The sequence below is a fragment of the Amycolatopsis sp. CA-126428 genome (assembly GCF_002904335.1).
Taxonomy (GTDB): Bacteria; Actinomycetota; Actinomycetes; order Mycobacteriales; family Pseudonocardiaceae; genus Amycolatopsis.
The window spans coordinates 102,153-119,478 of record NZ_PPHF01000129.1 but is presented as its reverse complement, the minus strand read 5'-3'; the positions used below and the strand labels follow the sequence as shown (position 1 = coordinate 119,478).

The window sequence follows — 17,326 nt, the reverse complement described above, 5'->3', positions numbered from 1 at the left end:
GGTCGGTGCGGGCTGGTGGGCCGGCGAGGTCAGCCGGGACGTTTCCGCGCGATGGTCACGCCGTCGGCGATGGTGAGCAGGGAAATGTCCACGCGGTGGTCGTCCCGCAGCCGCGCGTTCAGCTCGGCGACGGCCAGGGTCGCGGGGTCGGTGGCGGCCGGATCGACGACCCGGCCGAACAGGAGCGTGTTGTCCAGGACGACGAGACCGCCGGGGCGGACCAGGGTGAGCGCGTGTTCGTAGTACGGCACCGAATTTTCCTTGTCGGCGTCGACGAAGACGAAGTCGAAGCTCTCCGGGCCGTCCCGCCGGGCCAGGTCTTCGAGCGTCCCGAGCGCGTCGCCGAGCCGGAGGTCGACGCGCTCGGCGACCCCGGCGCGCTGCCAGTACCGGGTCGCGATGCCGGCCCAGGTTTCGCTGATCTCACACGTCACCACGCGGCCGCCAGGGGGAAGTGCGCGGGCGAGCCGGAGGGTCGTGTAACCGGTGAACGTCCCGATCTCCAGGATCGAGCGGGCGCCGGTGGTCGCGGCGAGCAGGCCCAGGAACTGCGCTTCCTCGGGCATGGCCAGCATCGTTTCGAGCGCGGGGAACCGCGCGGTTTCCCGGCGCAGGTCCGCCAGGACCTCGTCTTCGTCGAGCGACACGCGCCGGACGTAGGCGGCGAGATCCGCGTCGATGGACAGCTGTCCGGCCACTTCGTGCCTCCCCGGGTTCGCGCGGCGTCCGTCAGTACGGGTAGAAGCCCCGGCCGGACTTCCGCCCGTGGTCGCCGGCCGCCACCTTGGCCAGGAGCAGCCCGGCCGGCCGGAAGCTGTCGTCGCCGGTCCGGTCGAAGAGCACGGCGAGCGAGTCGGCGAGGTTGTCGAGGCCGATCAGGTCCGCGGTCCGCAACGGACCGAGCGGGTGCCCGAGACAGTTCTGCATGAGCAGGTCCACGTCCGCGGCCGAGGCCCGGCCCTCTTCGACGATCTTGATGGCGTCGTTGATCATGCGGTGCGAGACCCGGCTGGTGACGAACCCGGGACCGTCGCCGACCACGACGCCGGTGCGCCCGAGCCGCGCGAGCAGCGCCGACGCGCTCGCTTCGATCGCGTCCGAAGTGCGTGAACCGGGGACCACCTCGACGGTGGGGACGAGGTAGGCGGGGTTCATGAAGTGGATGCCGAGCACGGTTTCCGGGTGCGGGACGCCGGCCGCCAGTTCGTCGACCGGGATCGACGAAGTGTTGGTCACGACCGGCACGTGCGGGCCGACGGCGCGGGAGACGGCGCCGAGCACCCGGAGCTTCACGGCGGCGTTCTCGACGACGGCCTCGATCACGGCGTCGGCGGGCACGGCGCCGTCGAACGAGGTGGTCGCGTGCACCGCGCCCAGCGGGGCGTCGCGGTCGAGCGCGCCGGTCAGCGTGGCCAGCCGGAGCTCCCTGGCCACCTTCCCCGGGGCGGACTCGGCCTTCGCCGGGTCGACGTCGACGAGGACGACGTCGAGCCCGCGGGAAACACCGAGTGTGGCGATGCCGATTCCCATTACCCCGGCACCGACGACGGTCAATCGAATTCTGCCGTCCGCTTCGTTCACAGGATTCCCCAGTTTCGCATCGACCACGGAATGTTCCAGGGAGCTGTCGGGGTGTCAACATCCGGTGCCCGATCGGGCCTGCCCGATCGGGGACTGGAAGAGGCATCGATTGTCCGCCAACGGTTTCGTGATGGTCGTGGCGAGCGGACTCGTGTACCGTCGAGCCATGTTTTCCCTTTCGGCAGACGAGGTCGAATCGAGGATCAAGCGAATACTGGTGGAGGACGCCTATCTCGATCTGCCGGTGGATTCCATCAGCGCGTCCGACGGGCTCGCCGTCGATCTCGGTCTCGACTCGCTCGGTTTCACCGAACTGCGGGTGCAGTGCGAGCGGCAATTCGCGACGAAGATTCCCGACGAGCAGTTCAACTCCGTCCGGTTCCACTCCGTCGGTTCGGTGCGCGACCTGATCCTCGAACTGTGCCGCTGACGATGGCCGGACCGGTGGCGCCACCGCGCGACGACTCGATCGCCATCACCGGGATGGCGTGGGACACGGCGCTCGGTTCCGGGATCGAGGAAGTCTGGCAACGGGTGCTGGCCGGGGACGACGGCTTCCGGGCGTTCCCGTCGCCCGTCCCGGTGCGCAACGAATCGGCCGCCCGGCTCGCCACCGGACCGCGGCCGGGCGGCAGCCACGAGCAGTACGCCGCCGTCGCCGCCGGCACCGCCCGCCGGGCACTGGCGGACGCCGGGCTCGCCGACGCGATCGGCTGCCGGCTGGTGCTCGGGACCAGCCTCGGCCCGCACGCGGACGCGCCGGCGGCAGGCTCGCTCCACGCCTGGGCCGAAGAGACGGGGCGACGGCTGGCCGTGGCGACGACACCCGTCGCCGTTTCGACGGCGTGCTCGGCGGGGTCGGACGCGCTCGCCGTCGCGGCCACCCTGATCCGGGCCGGCCGGGCCGACCGTTGCCTGGCCGGCGGCGTGGACCTGCTTTCCCCCGCGAAGCTCCTGGGGCATTCGGCGATGGGCGTGATGTCCCCAACGGTGCTGCGGCCCTTCGACACCGGCCGGGACGGCACCCTGCCCGGTGAAGGGGCCGCGGTCCTCGTCGTGGAACGGCTGAGCGCCGCGCGGGCGCGAGGGGCCCCGGTGCGCGGGTTCCTCCGCGGGTGGGGCGCGGCCAACGCCGGAACGTCGCTCAACGAGCCCGACACCTCCGGGGTCAGCGGGGCACAGGCCGTGCTGCGGAGTCTCGTCACGGGCGGCTGCGACCCGGCCGACGTCGCGGTGATCAGCTTGCACGGCACCGCGACGGCCGCCAACGACGACGCCGAGGCGGAGATCGTGCGCCGGGTCTTCGGCGCCGGCGCACCCGGTCCGGTCGTGCTGGCCGCCAAGGGCGCCTTCGGGCACACGCTCGGCGCGAGCGGGGTGATCGAGACCGTGCTCGCGCTGCTCGCCCTCCGGGACGCCACGGCCCCGCCGATCGCGCACCTGCGGTCCGCGCCGCCGGACTTCCCGCTGCCCCTGCCGATCGGCGCGCCGATGGCCGTCTCGGGCGAGTTCGCGCTGAACCTCACCCTGGGCATCGGCGGCTTCACCACCTGCCTGCTGCTGCAACGAGGAGACGGCGCATGCCGACGCGATCCCCGGACTCCCGCCCCCGCACGTCCCGCCTCGTCGCGGGCGATCCGGTGAGCGTGGTCGTGGCCGACCTCGCCGAGGTCGAGCGGCGCGGCCCGCGCAAGTTCGCCGATCCCGCCGCGTGGCTGGTCCGGTCCGCGCTGGAGCGCGCCCGGCCGGCGCCGGCCGCCGGCGGCACGGTCGGAGTGATCGGGATCAGCGAGGTCGCCACCCGGCAGACCCTGCTGGCCGTGGCCGCGGACGCCGCGCGGGGACACAGCTCGCCGCGCCGGTTCGTCGCCGCCGGGCCGGGCACGCTGATCGGCCTCGGCTGTGTCGAGTTCGGGTACACCGGGCCGAGCCTCCTGCTCACCATGCCCGAGGCGCCCGGTCGCGAGCTGGCCGGTGTGCTCGCCGAGGACTGGCTCATGAGCGAACCGCCCGCCGCCTGCCGGGTGGCGATCGTTTCGTACACCGTCGACGCGCCGGAGGCGCACCGCGCGACCTGCCACTGGATCACGGCCGCCGGAACCGGGGCTTCGGCGTGACCTCCGGCGCCGCCATCGACCCGGGCGTGCTCGAAGAGTTCCTCGGGCGGCTGCGGACACTCCGGCCCCCGGTGGCCGGCGGGCCACCGCGGCCGCTGACCGCGCTGGCCGCCGAGCTGGCCGAGCTGCCGATCTCCCCGGGCGGCGTCGTCGTGATCGCGCTGCCGAACAGCGCCCGCCTGCTGCGCGCCTTCTTCGGCTGCCTGCTCGCGGACTATGTCCCGCTGCTCATGGCGCCGTCGGCGCCAGGGCCGAGGATCGCCGAGACCGCGGCCCGGCTGGGCGCCGCGGCGATCCTCGGCACCCGGGCCGGAGCGAGCGCGGACCCCGCGGGCTCCCGCCGGGCCGGCGACCTGGACGTCGTGCTCCGCGCGGGGCACCGGCGCCGGCACCGGCCGGGCCAGGCCATCCTGCTGACGTCGGGCACTTCGGGGGCGGCCACCGGATGTCTGCACGACGTCTCCGCACTGCTGCGCAACGCGCGGCGGCACGCGGCCGCGGTCGGGCTCACCGCGGCGGACCGGGTCCTGATCAGCCTGCCGCTGTACTACTCGTTCGCCTTGGTCGGGCAGCTCATGGGCGCCCTGGTCAGCGGGGCGACGCCGGTACTGGGCGGACCGCCGTTCAACGCCGCGGAGTACGCCGAAGCGCTTGCGCGAGAGGGCGTCACCCACGCTTCGCTGACCCCCATCCTGGTGTCGGCCCTCCTCGACGACGGCGCTGCGCTGCCGGCCGGCCTGCGCGCGCTGACCGTCGGCGGACAGGCGCTCGCCCCCGCGCGGACCGCGGACCTGCTCGGCAGGAACCCCGGTCTGGAGCTGTACCTCACCTACGGGCTCACCCAGGCCGGTCCGCGCGTGACGACGCTGGCCGCCCACCGCGAACCGCCGCACCGTCACCACTCCGTCGGCGTGCCGGTGGACGGCGTGCGGGTTTCCCTCCGCGATGTCGGGCGTGGCCCGCGCGAGCAGGAGGTCCTGGTCCACTCGGACACCCTCTTCGTCGAGCGGGTGGGCGTGCCGCGCGAACGGTCCGCCGCGGAACTGCTGCCCGGCCCGGTCCTCGCGACCGGCGACCTCGGCCACCTCGACGAAGCCGGCTACCTCTACCTCACCGGGCGGCTCACCGACTTCGTCGAGGTGCGCGGGGAGAAGGTGTCGCTGGCTTCGCTGCGGGCGATCGCCACCTCGCTGCCGGAGGTGACCGGCGCGACCGCCGCCCACGACGCCGTGGCCGACGTGATCGCCCTCGACCTGCACGTCTCCCCGGCGCCGCGCGGGATCGACGAGGCCGGGTTGCGGCGACGGCTCTTCTCGCTGCTGGCCCCGCACGAACGACCGGGCCGCCTCACCTTCCACGACGCCGCCGAGGTCAGCTCGTTCAAGTGACCCGGCCGGCCTTCGACGTCTTCCAGGGAGTGCCATGACCGACCGCGACACCACCACCACCGTCGACGTCGTGTGCCTCGCCTCTTCGGGCGCCTCGGCCCGGCAGTTCGCCCGGTGGCGGGACCTGGCCGGGCCGGCGTGCCGGATCGTCCCCCTCGACCTGCCCGGACGCGGGAGCAAGGTGCGCCGCCCGCCGGAGCGCACCCTGGACGGCGTCGTGGGCGGGCTTCTCGAGGAGCTGCCCGTGGAGCGCGAGTACGCGCTCTTCGGCCACAGCTTCGGCGGCCTGCTCGCCTACGAGCTCGCGCGCCGGGCCGCGGCCGAAGGGCGTGCGCTGCCCCGGTTCGTCGTCGTCGCCGCGTGCCGCCCGCCCCACGACGTCTCGTCGGCCCTCTTCGCGGAGGCCGCCGAGCTGGGCGACAGCGAACTGCTCGACGCGCTCGACGCGGCCGGCCTGATCTCGGGCACTCTCCGCGACTCGCCCGCCGCGAGCGTGGTCGTTCCCGCGCTACGGGCCGACCTGCGGGTGCTGGCCGGGTACGTCCCGCCGGAGCCGGACCGGGCCGCGGTCCCGGTCGACCTCGTCTCCTGGTTCGGGGTGGCTGATCGGGCCGTTTCCGGGCAGGCGGCCGCGAAGTGGCGTTCCTACACGTCCCGGTCGTGGTCGTTGCGCGCGTTCGAGGGCGACCACTTCTTCGTGCGCGAACAGGGGACCGCGTGCGCGGAAATCCTGGCGAAGCTCGCGACGTCGCCGGGAGTCACCCCCGTCTCGGCGGCGGTGCGCCGGGTCCGGGCCGTGTCCCTGCGGCCCACCGAAAGCGTCTCCGTCGGCCCTGGGGTCGCCGTCAACATGGGGGAACCCGACTTCGCCACCCCGGCCGTCATCGTCGACACCGCGATCGAGGCGCTCCGGGACGGCGCCACCCACTACGCCGATCTGAACGGCGATCCGGAGCTGCGCGGGCTGATCGCCGAGCAGGCGAGCGCGGCCGGGGTGCGCGCGGTGTCCCCGGCCGAGGTCCTGGTTTCGCACGGCGGAACAGCCGCGGTCACCGCGTCCGTGCTGGCGGTGGTCGATCCCGGCGACCGCGTCGTCGTCCCCGAGCCGGTCTACGCGCTCTACGCCGACGCCGTCGGCTTGGCCGGGGGCGTGACGGTACACGTCGCGGGCACGCCCGCGCACCGGCTCGACTTCGACGCGCTCGCTCGCGCACTGCCCGGCGCGAAGCTCGTCGTGCTCTGCAACCCGGTCAACCCGACGGGAGTCGTGCACTCCGCCGACGAGCTGGCCGCGCTGGGCCGGCTCGCCGAGGACGCCGGCGCCATGGTGCTCGTCGACGAGGCCTACGCGCACCTGATCCACCCCGGCTGCGAGTTCACCGGCGCGCTGGCCATCGGGTCGCTCGCCGACCGGCTGATCCACGTCCAGACGCTGTCCAAGACCTACGCGATGACCGGCTGGCGGATCGGGTACGCCGTCGCACCGCCCGAAATCGCCCAGGCGATCAAGCTGGTGCACCGGACGATGAACGGCCCGGTGAACTCGGCCGTCCAGCGGGCCGCGCTCACCGCGCTGCGCCACGGGCCCGGCCTGGCCGACGGCATGCTCGCCGCGTACACCGAGCGCCGGGACGCCGTCCTCGCCCGGCTCGACGCCATGCCCGGAGTCTCCGCGGTGCGTCCCGATGGCGCGTTCTACGTGCTCGTGCGCTACCCGGGCGAGCGTCCGTCGGGTGAGGTCGCGGCGTTGCTCGGCGAGCACGGCGTCGCCGTGCGGGCCGGGCGCGAGTACGGGCCCGGCGGCGAAGGGCACATCCGCATCTCGTTCGCGACCGACCTGGCCACCCTGCACACCGGGCTGGACCGCATGGCCGAGGTGTTCGCGACGCTGCGCCGGGAGGTGAAGTGATGGCGGCCGCCGTCCGGGAACCCGGTCGCGGGCTCCGGCACGCCGTGCTCGGCGCCGGCGGTGTGGGGCTGACACTGGCCGCCGAGCTCGCCCGCGCGGGCAGCGACGTCACCCTCGTCGTGCGGGAGACCTCGCTGCCCGCGCACCCCGGCTCCGTCCGCGTGCGCCGGGCCGGCGCGGACGACGTCGTGGTGCCCGTTCCCGCCGTGGCACGGCTCGACGGCCCCGTCGACGTCTTGTGGATCGCGGTCAAGGCGCCGCAGCTGGACGCCGCCCTCCGGGCCGTGCCCGCGGGGAGCGTCGAGCGTGCGCTGGTCGTGCCGCTGCTGAACGGCGTCGAGCACCTGGCGGCCCTGGAAGCGGCGTTCGGGGACCGGGTCGTGGCCGGCGCCATCCGCGTCGAGGCGCGGCGGACGGGCGCGGGGGAGGTCGTCCGGGACTCCCTGTTCACGGAGGTCGAGCTGGCGGCCCCGCCCGCCGGGCTCGTCGCGGAGCTGGAGCGGGCCGGGATCGGCGTCCGGGCCGCCGAGGACCCGGCCGGGGTCCTCTGGCGCAAGCTGGTGTTCCTCGCGCCGCTGGCGCTGGCGACCGCCGTGGCGGGCCCGGTCGACGCGGTTCGCCGCGACCCTGTCGTCGAGGACTTGATGAAGGACTGCGCGGCGGAAGCCTGCGCCGCGGCGGCCGGGCTGGGGGTGCGCGTGGACGTCCGGCGCGTCACCGGTCTCCTCGGCGCCCTGCCGGGCCGGACGATCAGCTCCCTGGAACGGGACGTCCGGACGGGCACGGCGGGCGAGCTCGACGCGATCGGCGGCGCCGTGCTGCGCGCCGCCGCCCGCGCGGGAGTGCCCGCACCGGCCACCCGGACCCTGGTCGACCGCGTGACCGCCCGGCTTCACGGCGAGGCCGGGAGCTGCCGCGGCTGGGTGCTCGTCGCGCCGCACGAGTTCCGGCGGGTGCGGCTGCCGGTCCCCGGCGCCGAGCACCTCGAGCCCGGTCAGGTCGTGCTCGAAGTGCTCGCCGGCGGGATCTGCGGCAGCGACCTGCCCTACGTCCGCGGGCGCGTCCACCCGGCGCTCCCGGACACCGCGGACAGCGCCGCGCACCTCCCGGGCTTCCCCCTCCACGAGGTGGCCGGGCGGGTGCTCGCCTCGGCGGACCCGGAGCTCGCGGTCGGCGACCGGGTGGTCGGCTGGGCGAGCCGGTGGTCCGGGCTGGCCGGCGTCGTCGTGAACGACGGATCGGACCTGTTCGCCTACGACCCGGGCCTGGCGCCCGCCGAGGCGGTCGTGCTGCAGCCGCTGGCGTGCGTGCTGGCCGCGTTCGACGACCTCGGGGACGTCCGCGGGCAGCCGGTGACGGTGCTCGGCCTCGGGCCGATCGGGCTGCTGGCTTGCCACGTGGCGAAAGCCCGGGGGGCGGCCAGGGTGACGGGCGTCGACCGGGCCGGCCGCGACGACGTCGCCCGGGCGTTCGGCCTCGACCACGTGGTCCGCAGCTCGACCGACCGGTGGGCCGCGAGCCACGCGGGCCGGGTCGGCGGCGTGCTCGTCGAAGCGATCGGGCACCAGGTCGGCACGCTGACCGACGCCGTGCTCGCGGCGGCGGACGGCGCCCGCATCCACTACCTGGGCATTCCCGACGACGACGTCTACCCGCTGTCGGTGAAATTCCTGCTGCGCAAGCGGCTGACCCTGAGCGGGGGCTGGCTGGCGCGGGGCAGGCGCGCCGCGCTGGCGGCCGCCCAGGAGTACGTCGGGCACTGGCCGGAGCTGATGCCGGACCTGGTCACCGACGTCGTCGCGTTCGACGACGCGCCCCGGGCCTACGAGCTGGCCGCCGTGGCGCGCCGGGGCCGGCTCAAGGTCGTCATCGACTTCGACGGCGCCGGCTCAGCCTGGAACCCGGCGCAGCAGGCAAGTGGGATTCTGGATCCGCCTTCCGCGCCGCCCTAGTTTCGACCGGTGGGTTTCTCACCGACGTACGCTGGGGCTGACTGGTGATTCTTACGCGACAGAGCGGGCTGACCTCGGCCCAACGGGACATCTGGGCCGCGCACGAACGATTTCCGCACCTGCCCCAGTACAACGTCTTTCTCAGCAAGCGGTTTTCGGGTCCGGTGGACCTGGAAGCCTTGCGTGCCAGCGTGAACGATACGCTCGCGCACGCCGACGCGTTCCGGTTGCGTTTCGGCGAGCAGGACGGCGTCCCGCACCAGTGGACGCACGCCGGCGCGCCGGCCGCGCGGTTGCTGGACCTCTCCGGCGTCGACGATCCCCCGGCGGCGTGCCGGGACTGGATCACGGCGGACTTCGACCGGCCGCTCGACGTGCGCGCGGCCGCGGTCGAAGCGGTTCTGCTGCGCGAAGGCCCGGCCGCGGTGCACCTCTACGTGAAGGCCCACCACATCGTCACCGACGCGTTCGGCCTGGGGCTGTGCTTCGCGCGGATCGAGGCCGGGTACGCGGCCCGCGTCGAAGGCGGGGCCCTCCCGGCCGAACCGCCGTCCTACCTCGCCGCCGTCCCCGACGACGCCGGTTACCGCGCCTCCGCCCGGCACGACGAGGACCGGGAGTACTTCCGCGCCGCACTGGACGGGGTGGTCCCGGCGGTGTTCGACCGGCGGGCACCCAGCGGCTCGCGGCCCAGCGCGCAGTACTCGTTCACGTTGCCCCGCGAGCTGCTCGACGAGGTCGAGCGGCGTGGAGAGCCGGTGTTCGCGGTGCTCGCCGCCGCGTTCGCGACCTACCTGTGCCGGGTGCACCGGAGCGACGAGGTCGTGCTCGGCGTGCCGCTTCTCAACCGGCGGGGCACGCACCTGCACACGGTCGGCCACTTCGTCAACACGCTGCCGTTGCGCGTCCGCACCGCCGGAGTGTCGACGCCGGCCGAGCTGACCGGCCTGGTCCGGGCCGCGAGCCAGGAGCTGCAGCGCCGGGAGCGGCTCGCGATCGGCGACCTCCTGCGCGACCGGCCCGCGGGGGCGCCCCGCGACCTGTTCGACGTGACGCTCTCCTACGTGCGGTGGCCCGGAACGCCGCCGCCCGCCGGCCTGCGTGCCGAGATCCGGGGCGGCACCCGCGCCCACGACTCCGACGTGCTCGCCGTGGTGGTGAACGACTTCGGTGACCGGGGCCCGGTCCGCGTCGATCTCAGTCACGCCCTGGACGTGTTCGACGAGGACTTCCCGGTCGAAGCGCCGGCGCGGCACCTGCGCACCCTGGTGACGGCGATGGTGCGCGAGCCGGACCGGCCGCTGCGCGAGCTGTCGCTGATGGACGATGACGAGCGGCACGAAGTGGTGTACGGCGGCAACGCGACGGAGGCGGCGTTCCCCGGGGAAGCGACGCTGCACGGGCTGTTCGAAGCGCAGGCGGCCCGGACCCCCGGCCGCGTCGCGGTGGTGCCCGCCGGTGGTGCCACCCCGCTGACCTTCGCGCGGCTCGACGCCGAGGCGAACCGGCTCGCCCATGCCCTGCGGGCCGACGGCGTCGGCCCGGGCGACGCGGTCGCCGTCCTGCTGGACCGCGGCCCGCTGCTGCCGGTGGCGCTGCTGGCCGTGCTGAAGGCCGGTGGCTGCTACCTGCCGGTCGAGCCGGCCCACCCGGTCGAACGCCTCCGCTTCATCCTGCACGACAGCGGGGCCAAGGTCGTCCTCACCTCGCCGGACCGGCCGGCGCCGGCCGGGACCACCGCGCGGGTGCGGCACGTCGGCACCCGGCTCGACGGCCCGGACACCCGGCCGGCCCCGCTAGCCACCGCGGACGACCTCGCCTACGTCATCTACACCTCCGGGACGACGGGCCGGCCGAAGGGCGTGCTGATCGAGCACCGCTCGGTGGTCAACCGGTTGCACTGGATGCAGCGGCGCTACCCGATCGAGGACGGTGACGTGCTGCTGCAGAAGACACCCGCGTCGTTCGACGTCTCGGTGTGGGAGCTGTTCTGGTGGTCGTTCACCGGGGCCCGGCTCGCGCTGCTCCCGCCCGGCGCCGAGGGTGACCCCGAGGTCGTCCTGGACGTCGTCGAGCGGGAGCGGGTCACGGTCGTGCACTTCGTGCCGTCGCTGTTCGGGCCGTTCCTGGAGACGGTCGCGGCCCGCGGCCGGCCGGCGTCGCTGCGCCGGGTGTTCTGCAGCGGCGAGGCGCTGCCGCCGTCGCAGGTCAACCGGTTCCACGAGCTGTTCGCCGGCACGGCCGAGCTGGTGAACCTGTACGGCCCGACGGAGACGACGATCGACGTCTCGTACTTCGACTGCCCGGCCGGGCCGGTGCGGCGCGTCCCGATCGGCCGCCCGATCGACAACACCCGGCTCTACGTGCTCGGCCGCGACGACCTGCCGCAGCCGGCCGGCGTGCCGGGGGAGCTGCACGTCGCGGGCGTCGGCGTGGCCCGGGGCTACCTCGGCCGCGACGAGCTGACCCGGGAGAAGTTCGTCGCCGACCCGTTCGTGCCGGGCGCGCGGATGTACCGCACCGGCGACCTCGCCCGGCGGCTCGCCGACGGCACGTTCGAGTACCTCGGCCGCACCGACGACCAGGTCAAGGTGCGCGGCAACCGGGTGGAGCCCGGCGAAGCCGCCCAGCGGCTCGCGGAGCTGCCCGGGGTGCGCGACGCCGTGGTGGTCGACCACCGCTCGCCCGAGCTGGGCGTGTACCTCGTCGGCTACTACGTCGCCTCGGAGGAGATCGACCCGGTCCACCTGCGCGCGCGACTCGCGCGGGTGCTGCCCGGCTACCTGGTCCCCGCCCGGTTCGCCCGCGTGGAAAAGATCCCGCTGACCGCCCATGGGAAGGCCGACCGCCGGGCGCTGCCCGACGTCGGCCGGGCGGCGACCGGTCCGGCGCCGCGCACCGACGTGGAGGCGGTGCTCGCCGAGGTCTGGGCCGATGTTCTCCGCGTCCGCGAAGTCGGCGTGCACGACGACTACTACGCGCTCGGCGGTGACTCCATCCTCATGCTCCGGGTGCGGGCCGGTGCGGCGCGGCGCGGACTCACCGTGACGCTGGCGGACCTGGTGGCGCATCCGACGATCGCGGAGCTCGCCCCCTTCGCCACGCGGGCCGAGGCGGCCGAGCTCGCGGAACTGGCTCCGTTCGCGCTGGTGCCCGAAGCGGACCGGGCGCGCCTGTCCGGCGCGCAGGACGCGTACCCCGTCACGCCGATGCAGCTCGGCGTGCTGTTCCACAGCCGCGAGGACGAGGGTTCCGCGGTGTACCGCGACGTGTTCCGCTACACCTTCGCCGTCGACTGGGACGAGGCGGCGTTGCGCTGGGCGTTCGGCAGGCTGGTGCGGCGGCACCCGGTGCTGCGCACCTCCTACGACCTCGTCGGGTTCGCCGAGCCGCTGCAGGTGGTGTGGCCCGCGGTCGAGGGCGCGCTCTCGGTGGCCGACCTGCGGGCGGCGGGCGGGGACCAGGCCGAAGCGGCCGTGCGGGAGCACATCGAGGAGCGCCGCTTCCACGACTACGCCTTCCACGAGGCGCCGTTGTACCACTTCGGCGTGTTCGTCCGTCAGTCCACAGTGGACGTGGTGTTCAGCTTCCACCACGCCCTCCTCGACGGCTGGAGCGCAGGCACGCTGATCGCCGAGCTGTGCCGGGACTACCTGTGCGGGCTGGGCGCGGACGTCGAGCCGGTGCCCGCCGGCGAGCCGCCTTCGCCCGCCTGGCACGTGCTCGAGGAGCGCCGCGCGCGGGCCGACGAGCGGGCGCGGCAGTTCTGGCGGACGGCGCTGGACGGCGCGACGCTGCTGCAGCTTGACCCGTACGCGCCGCACGAGCCACCCCGGGCCGCCCGGACGCCGGTGCGGTGGTTCGACCTGCCCGACGGCCTGGCCGAGGCCGTGCGTGGCTTCGCCGCCGAACACGGCGTCCCGGCGCGCTCGGTCTACCTGACCGCGCACTGCCTGACGCTGCGCCTGCTCGCGGGCGCGGCCGACGTCACCACCGGTCTGTTCACCCACGGCCGGCCGGAGGTCACCGGCGCGGACCGCAGCACGGGCCTGTTCCTCAACACCATGCCGATTCGGCTCACCGGGGAGCAGGACAGCCGCCTCGGCGTAGTGCGCGAAGTGCTGCGCCAGGAGCGTGCGGCGTACCCGTACCGGCGTTACCCCCTGAGCGCGATCCAGGACGACCGCGGCGGCGACACGGTGCTGGAGACCGGCTTCAACTACGTCGATCTGCACGTGCTGGCGCCGGTGCTCGCCGCGCCGGAGATCGAGCTGCTCGACGTGCAGGCGTTCGAGGAGAGCAACTTCGCGCTGATCGTGCACCTCGTCACGAGCCCGGTCGACCGGCGGCCGCGGCTGCGGGTCGATCCCGGCCGCGGGTTCACGCCGTCGCAGGTGGACCTGATCGCGCGCACCTACCTGGGCATTCTGCGCCGCACGGTGGAAGCACCCGGGGAAGCGCCGGACTTCCGGTTCCTGGCCGGGCCACCGCGCTTCGTCCCGCCACCGGAAATGCCGCCGCGGCACGTGCTCGACCGGCTCGCCTGCCACATCGAGCGGGTGCCCGACGCGATCGCGGTGGCCTCGGACGAGCAGCGGTGGACCTACCGAAGGCTCGGCGAGGAGGTCGACCGGATCGCCGGCGGGCTGCTCGCCCGCGGCGTGGACCGCACCGGGTGCGTCGGGATCGCCATGGACCGGTCTCCCGAGATGATCGCCGCGGTGCTGGGCGTGGTGAAGACCGGCGCCGCCTGCGTGCCGCTCGACGTCGGCTACCCGAAAGAGCGGCTGACCCTGATGATCGAGGTCGCCGGCCCGCGGTACGTGCTCGTCCACGACCGGCACGCGGACCTGATCGACGACCGGGACCTGGTCCTGCCGATCGGCTCGGTCGGCGACCGGCCGGGCGCCGCCACCTCGCCGTGGCCGGAGGTCTCGCTCGAGGACACCGCGTGCATCCTGTTCACCTCCGGCTCGACGGGCCTGCCGAAAGGGGTGGAGCTGCCGCACCGGCCCTTCGCCCACTACCTGGAGTGGCAGCTCGGGCCGGAGGGGGCGGCCGCCAGTGCGCTCGGCGGGAAGACCCTGCAGTTCGCCCCGCTGAGCTTCGACGTGGCCTTCCAGGAGATTTTCGCGACGCTCGGCGGCGGGGGCACGCTCCAGCTGATCACGCCGGAGCACCGGCGCGACCCGGCGACGCTCGCCCGGCTGATGGACCGCGAAGAGGTCGAACGGATCTTCGTCCCCTACGTCGCACTGCAGCAGCTCGCCGAGACCGCCCGGCTGCTGTGCATCCGGCCGCGCGCTCTGCGGGTGATCGTCTCCTCGGGCGAGCAGCTGCGGGTGACGGACGAAATCCGCTGGCTGTGCGCCCAGCGTCCGGGCACGGTGCTGGAGAACCAGTACGGCCCGACGGAAACCCACCTCGTCACCAAGTTCACGATGACCGGCGACCCGGCCGGGTTCCCCGCCCTGCCGCCGATCGGCCCCCCGGTCGGTTACCTCGAGGTGCACGTGCTCGACGACGCGCGGCACCCGGTCCCCGCGGGCGCGGTGGGCGAGGTGTACGTCGGCGGAGCCGGGCTGGCGCACGGCTACCGGGGGCAGCCGGAGCTGACCGGCAAGGCGTTCGTGGCGCACCCGTGGCGTCCCGGGATGCGGTTGTACCGGGTGGGCGACCTCGCTCGCGTGCTGCCCGACGGCACCCTCGTGTACCTGGGCCGCGCGGACAGCCAGGTCAAGGTGCGCGGGTTCCGGGTGGAGCCGGCGGAGGTCGAGTTCGCGGTGCTGGCGCTGGCCGAAGACCACCCCGGCATCCGGGAGGTGGCCGTGGTGGCCCGCCGCCGCGACGCCGGTGACGCGTTCCTCGCGGCCTTCCTGGTCGGTGACTCCGGGTCGGTGGACCTCGGCGAGGTCCGGGCCCGGCTGCGCGCGTCGCTGCCGGAGCACCTGGTGCCGTCGTACTTCACGTGGCTGCCCGCCCTGCCGATCACCCCGAGCGGCAAGCGCGACGACGCGGCGCTTCGCTCGATGCCGCTCGCCGAGCGAACCACGACCGAGGTGACGCCACCGCGCGACGAGCGGGAACGGCTGCTCGCCGACCTCGTGTCGGGCCTGCTCGGCCGGTCCGCGATCGGTGTGCACGAGGACTTCTTCGCCGCGGGCGGCACTTCGCTCACCGCGATGCGGCTGATCGTGCTGATCGAGAAGGCGTTCGGCGTCCCCTTGCCGCTGGCGGCGTTCGTGTCCGCGCCCACCGTCGCCGAACTCGCCCGGCGGATCGACGCCGGCGCCGTGCCGCGCGCGTTCGACCCGCTCGTGCCGATCCGGCCCGGTGGTGCCCGGCCGCCGCTGCACCTGGTGCACCCGTTGGGCGGCAACGTGCTCTGCTACGTGCGGCTGGCCCGGCACCTGCCCGGCGACCAGCCGGTGTACGCCCTGCAGGCGGCTGGGGCGGCCCCGGGCACCCGCCCGCTGGCCACCATGGCCGACCTGACCCGGTCCTATGTGGACGCGGTGCGGCGGGTCCAGCCCGAAGGGCCGTACCGGATCGCGGGCTGGTCGTTCGGCGGGTTCGTCGCCTTCGAGATGGCACGGCAGCTGCGCGCGGCGGGGGAGACCGTCGAGCACCTCGTGATCGTCGACGCGATCGCCCCGGAGCCGCCGGAACGACGGGCGCCCGACCCCGCCCCGGACGCGTTGCTGGAATGGTTCTACTGGGAGCTGATCTGGGCCGACGCGGGCGCGAGCGCGCGCGTCGAGCCGATCCCGGCTCACCTTTCGCGCGACGAGAAGTTCGACCTCATCGCCGAGCACGCCACGGCGGCGGGCATCCTGCCGCTCGCCGCGGCCCGCGTCACCGTGCGCCGGCTCTTCGAGGTGTACCAGGCGAACTGGGCCGCGCTGGTCGCCTACCGGCCCGGTGTCGCCGATCTGGACCTGACCCTGCTGCGCGCCGAACAGCCGCTGCCCGCGGCGTTGCTGCCGATGCACGGCAGGCGCACGGCCCACCAGGACCCGGCCAACGGCTGGGCCGGCTTCACCACCGGGAAAGTCGACGTCGTCCCGGTCCCGGGCGATCACCTCACCCTGATGGACGAGCCGAACGTGCGTGCCGTCGCCGGCGCCGTCACCGCCGTCCTGCGGCATTCACGCCCCGTCGGAGGAGTCACCACATGACCACTCACACGCCGGTCAAGGCGATCATCGCGGGCGCCGGCATCGGTGGCCTGACCGCGGCCGCGACCCTGCGGCAGGTCGGCATCGAGGTCGAGATCTACGAGCGAGCAAAGGAGCTGAAGCCCGCCGGGGGAGCCCTGTCCCTGATGTCCAACGCCGTGCTCGCGTTGCGCACTCTCGGTCTCGACCCGGATTTCGGGGCACACGCGGCGATCCTGGCGGACCTGCACTTCGTCACCACCCGGGGGAAGCCGATCAAGACGCTGCGGTTCCGGGAGCTCACCGAGCGGCTGGGGGCGCACAGCTACGGCATCCACCGCACCGACCTGCAACGCGTGCTCCTGGACGCGGTGGCGGACACCCCGATCGCGCTGGACGCGGCGGCCACCGGCTTCGACGCTGACGACGACGGGGTGACACTGCACCTCGCGGACGGTCGCTCGGTGCGCGGTGATCTGCTCGTCGGCGCGGACGGGTTCGACTCCGCGGTGCGCCGCGGGCTCGTCGGGCCGGAGTCGCCCCGCGAACCGGGCTGTGTCTGCTGGTTCGCCACCCCGGTCCACACGGACCCCAAGTTCCCGCACGCCTACGGCGCGCACTACTGGGGCAGCGGCAAGCGGTTCGGCGTCGCGAACATCGGCTCCGGTCGCATCTACTGGTGGGGCACCAAGAACGTGCCGCCGTCGGTCGCGCGTGGCTGGCGCGGGTGCCGCGACGACGTGCTGGAAACCTTTGCCGGGTGGGCACCCGAGATCGCCAGGGTGATCGAGGCCACGGCCGAGGACGAGATCCTCGTCGTGCCGGCCCGGGACCGCCCGTTCCTCGAGCGGTGGGGCCGCGGCCGGGTGACCCTGCTCGGCGACGCCGCCCACCCCGTGCTGGCGTCGCTCGGTCAGGGTGCGGGTCTCGCCATGGAGGACGCGGCGGTGCTGGCCCACCACCTCGCAGGCGCCGACGACGTCGTGACGGCGTTGCGCGGCTACGAGGACGAGCGCAGGCCGCGCACCCGCCGGATGGTCGAACTGGCGTACGCCATGTCGAAGATGGAGCAGTGGGAGGGGCCGTTGCGGGTCGCGCTGCGAAACGCGTACTTCCGGTGCCTGCCCCGGGCGGCCATCGACCGGCGGAACCGGTCGCTGCTGGAGTTCACGACCACCAAGGTCTTCCGGCCGGAAGCCGGATCCCCGAAAGCGTGAAAGGA

10 protein-coding genes are annotated in these 17,326 nt (G+C 74.3%); 8 read left to right on the top strand and 2 right to left on the bottom strand.

Annotated features, from left to right (window positions below):
* Window positions 1-29 precede the first annotated feature (29 nt).
* Both C2L58_RS31595 and C2L58_RS31590 read right to left on the bottom strand, forming a co-directional pair.
* Window positions 30-698 carry an O-methyltransferase gene (locus C2L58_RS31595; RefSeq protein ID WP_103341323.1) on the bottom strand — a complete coding sequence of 223 codons (669 nt, stop codon included), beginning with the start codon at window positions 696-698 and terminating at the stop codon, window positions 30-32.
* A gap of 31 nt (window positions 699-729) precedes the next feature.
* Window positions 730-1,581 carry a 3-hydroxyacyl-CoA dehydrogenase family protein gene (locus C2L58_RS31590; protein ID WP_103341322.1) on the bottom strand — a complete coding sequence of 284 codons (852 nt, stop codon included), beginning with the start codon at window positions 1,579-1,581 and terminating at the stop codon, window positions 730-732.
* Window positions 1,582-1,645: 64 nt separating this feature from the next.
* On the opposite strand from C2L58_RS31590, the gene C2L58_RS31585 reads away from it, so the two are divergent.
* The 8 genes from C2L58_RS31585 to C2L58_RS31555 are packed head-to-tail and all read left to right on the top strand — an operon-like array spanning window position 1,646 to window position 17,321.
* On the top strand, window positions 1,646-2,011 hold the full coding sequence (locus tag C2L58_RS31585) for an acyl carrier protein (RefSeq protein WP_199191538.1): 366 nt from the start codon (window positions 1,646-1,648) through the stop codon (window positions 2,009-2,011).
* A complete protein-coding gene (locus C2L58_RS31580; RefSeq protein ID WP_103341321.1) occupies window positions 2,002-3,225 on the top strand; it encodes a beta-ketoacyl synthase N-terminal-like domain-containing protein in 1,224 nt (407 codons plus the stop codon). The genes C2L58_RS31585 and C2L58_RS31580 overlap by 10 nt, the downstream gene beginning before the upstream one ends.
* Window positions 3,162-3,698: a hypothetical protein gene (locus C2L58_RS49435; protein WP_158264196.1), complete on the top strand. Its 537-nt coding sequence runs from the start codon at window positions 3,162-3,164 to the stop codon at window positions 3,696-3,698. The genes C2L58_RS31580 and C2L58_RS49435 overlap by 64 nt, the downstream gene beginning before the upstream one ends.
* Window positions 3,695-5,086 (top strand): class I adenylate-forming enzyme family protein, encoded by a 1,392-nt coding sequence (locus C2L58_RS31575; protein WP_158264195.1) that lies wholly within the window; start codon window positions 3,695-3,697, stop codon window positions 5,084-5,086. Before C2L58_RS49435 ends, C2L58_RS31575 begins: the two co-directional genes overlap by 4 nt.
* A 34-nt stretch (window positions 5,087-5,120) precedes the next feature.
* Window positions 5,121-6,995, top strand: coding sequence for an aminotransferase class I/II-fold pyridoxal phosphate-dependent enzyme (locus tag C2L58_RS31570; RefSeq protein WP_103341319.1), 1,875 nt, complete (start codon window positions 5,121-5,123; stop codon window positions 6,993-6,995).
* Window positions 6,995-8,947 carry a 2-dehydropantoate 2-reductase N-terminal domain-containing protein gene (locus tag C2L58_RS31565; RefSeq protein WP_103341318.1) on the top strand — a complete coding sequence of 651 codons (1,953 nt, stop codon included), beginning with the start codon at window positions 6,995-6,997 and terminating at the stop codon, window positions 8,945-8,947. The genes C2L58_RS31570 and C2L58_RS31565 overlap by 1 nt, the downstream gene beginning before the upstream one ends.
* 44 nt (window positions 8,948-8,991) lie before the next feature.
* Window positions 8,992-16,125, top strand: a complete 7,134-nt coding sequence (locus tag C2L58_RS31560; RefSeq protein ID WP_103341317.1) for an amino acid adenylation domain-containing protein — start codon at window positions 8,992-8,994, stop codon at window positions 16,123-16,125.
* A complete protein-coding gene (locus C2L58_RS31555) occupies window positions 16,122-17,321 on the top strand; it encodes an FAD-dependent oxidoreductase (RefSeq protein WP_103341316.1) in 1,200 nt (399 codons plus the stop codon). Before C2L58_RS31560 ends, C2L58_RS31555 begins: the two co-directional genes overlap by 4 nt.
* Window positions 17,322-17,326 lie beyond the last annotated feature (5 nt).

Bases quoted from the DNA above. Each gene is read 5' to 3' on its own strand.
- C2L58_RS31555 (WP_103341316.1), top strand. From the start codon at position 16,122: ATGACCACTCACACGCCGGTCAAGGCGATCATCGCGGGCGCCGGCATC.
- C2L58_RS31570 (WP_103341319.1), top strand. From the start codon at position 5,121: ATGACCGACCGCGACACCACCACCACCGTCGACGTCGTGTGCCTCGCC.
- C2L58_RS49435 (WP_158264196.1), top strand. From the start codon at position 3,162: ATGCCGACGCGATCCCCGGACTCCCGCCCCCGCACGTCCCGCCTCGTC.
- C2L58_RS31565 (WP_103341318.1), top strand. From the start codon at position 6,995: ATGGCGGCCGCCGTCCGGGAACCCGGTCGCGGGCTCCGGCACGCCGTG.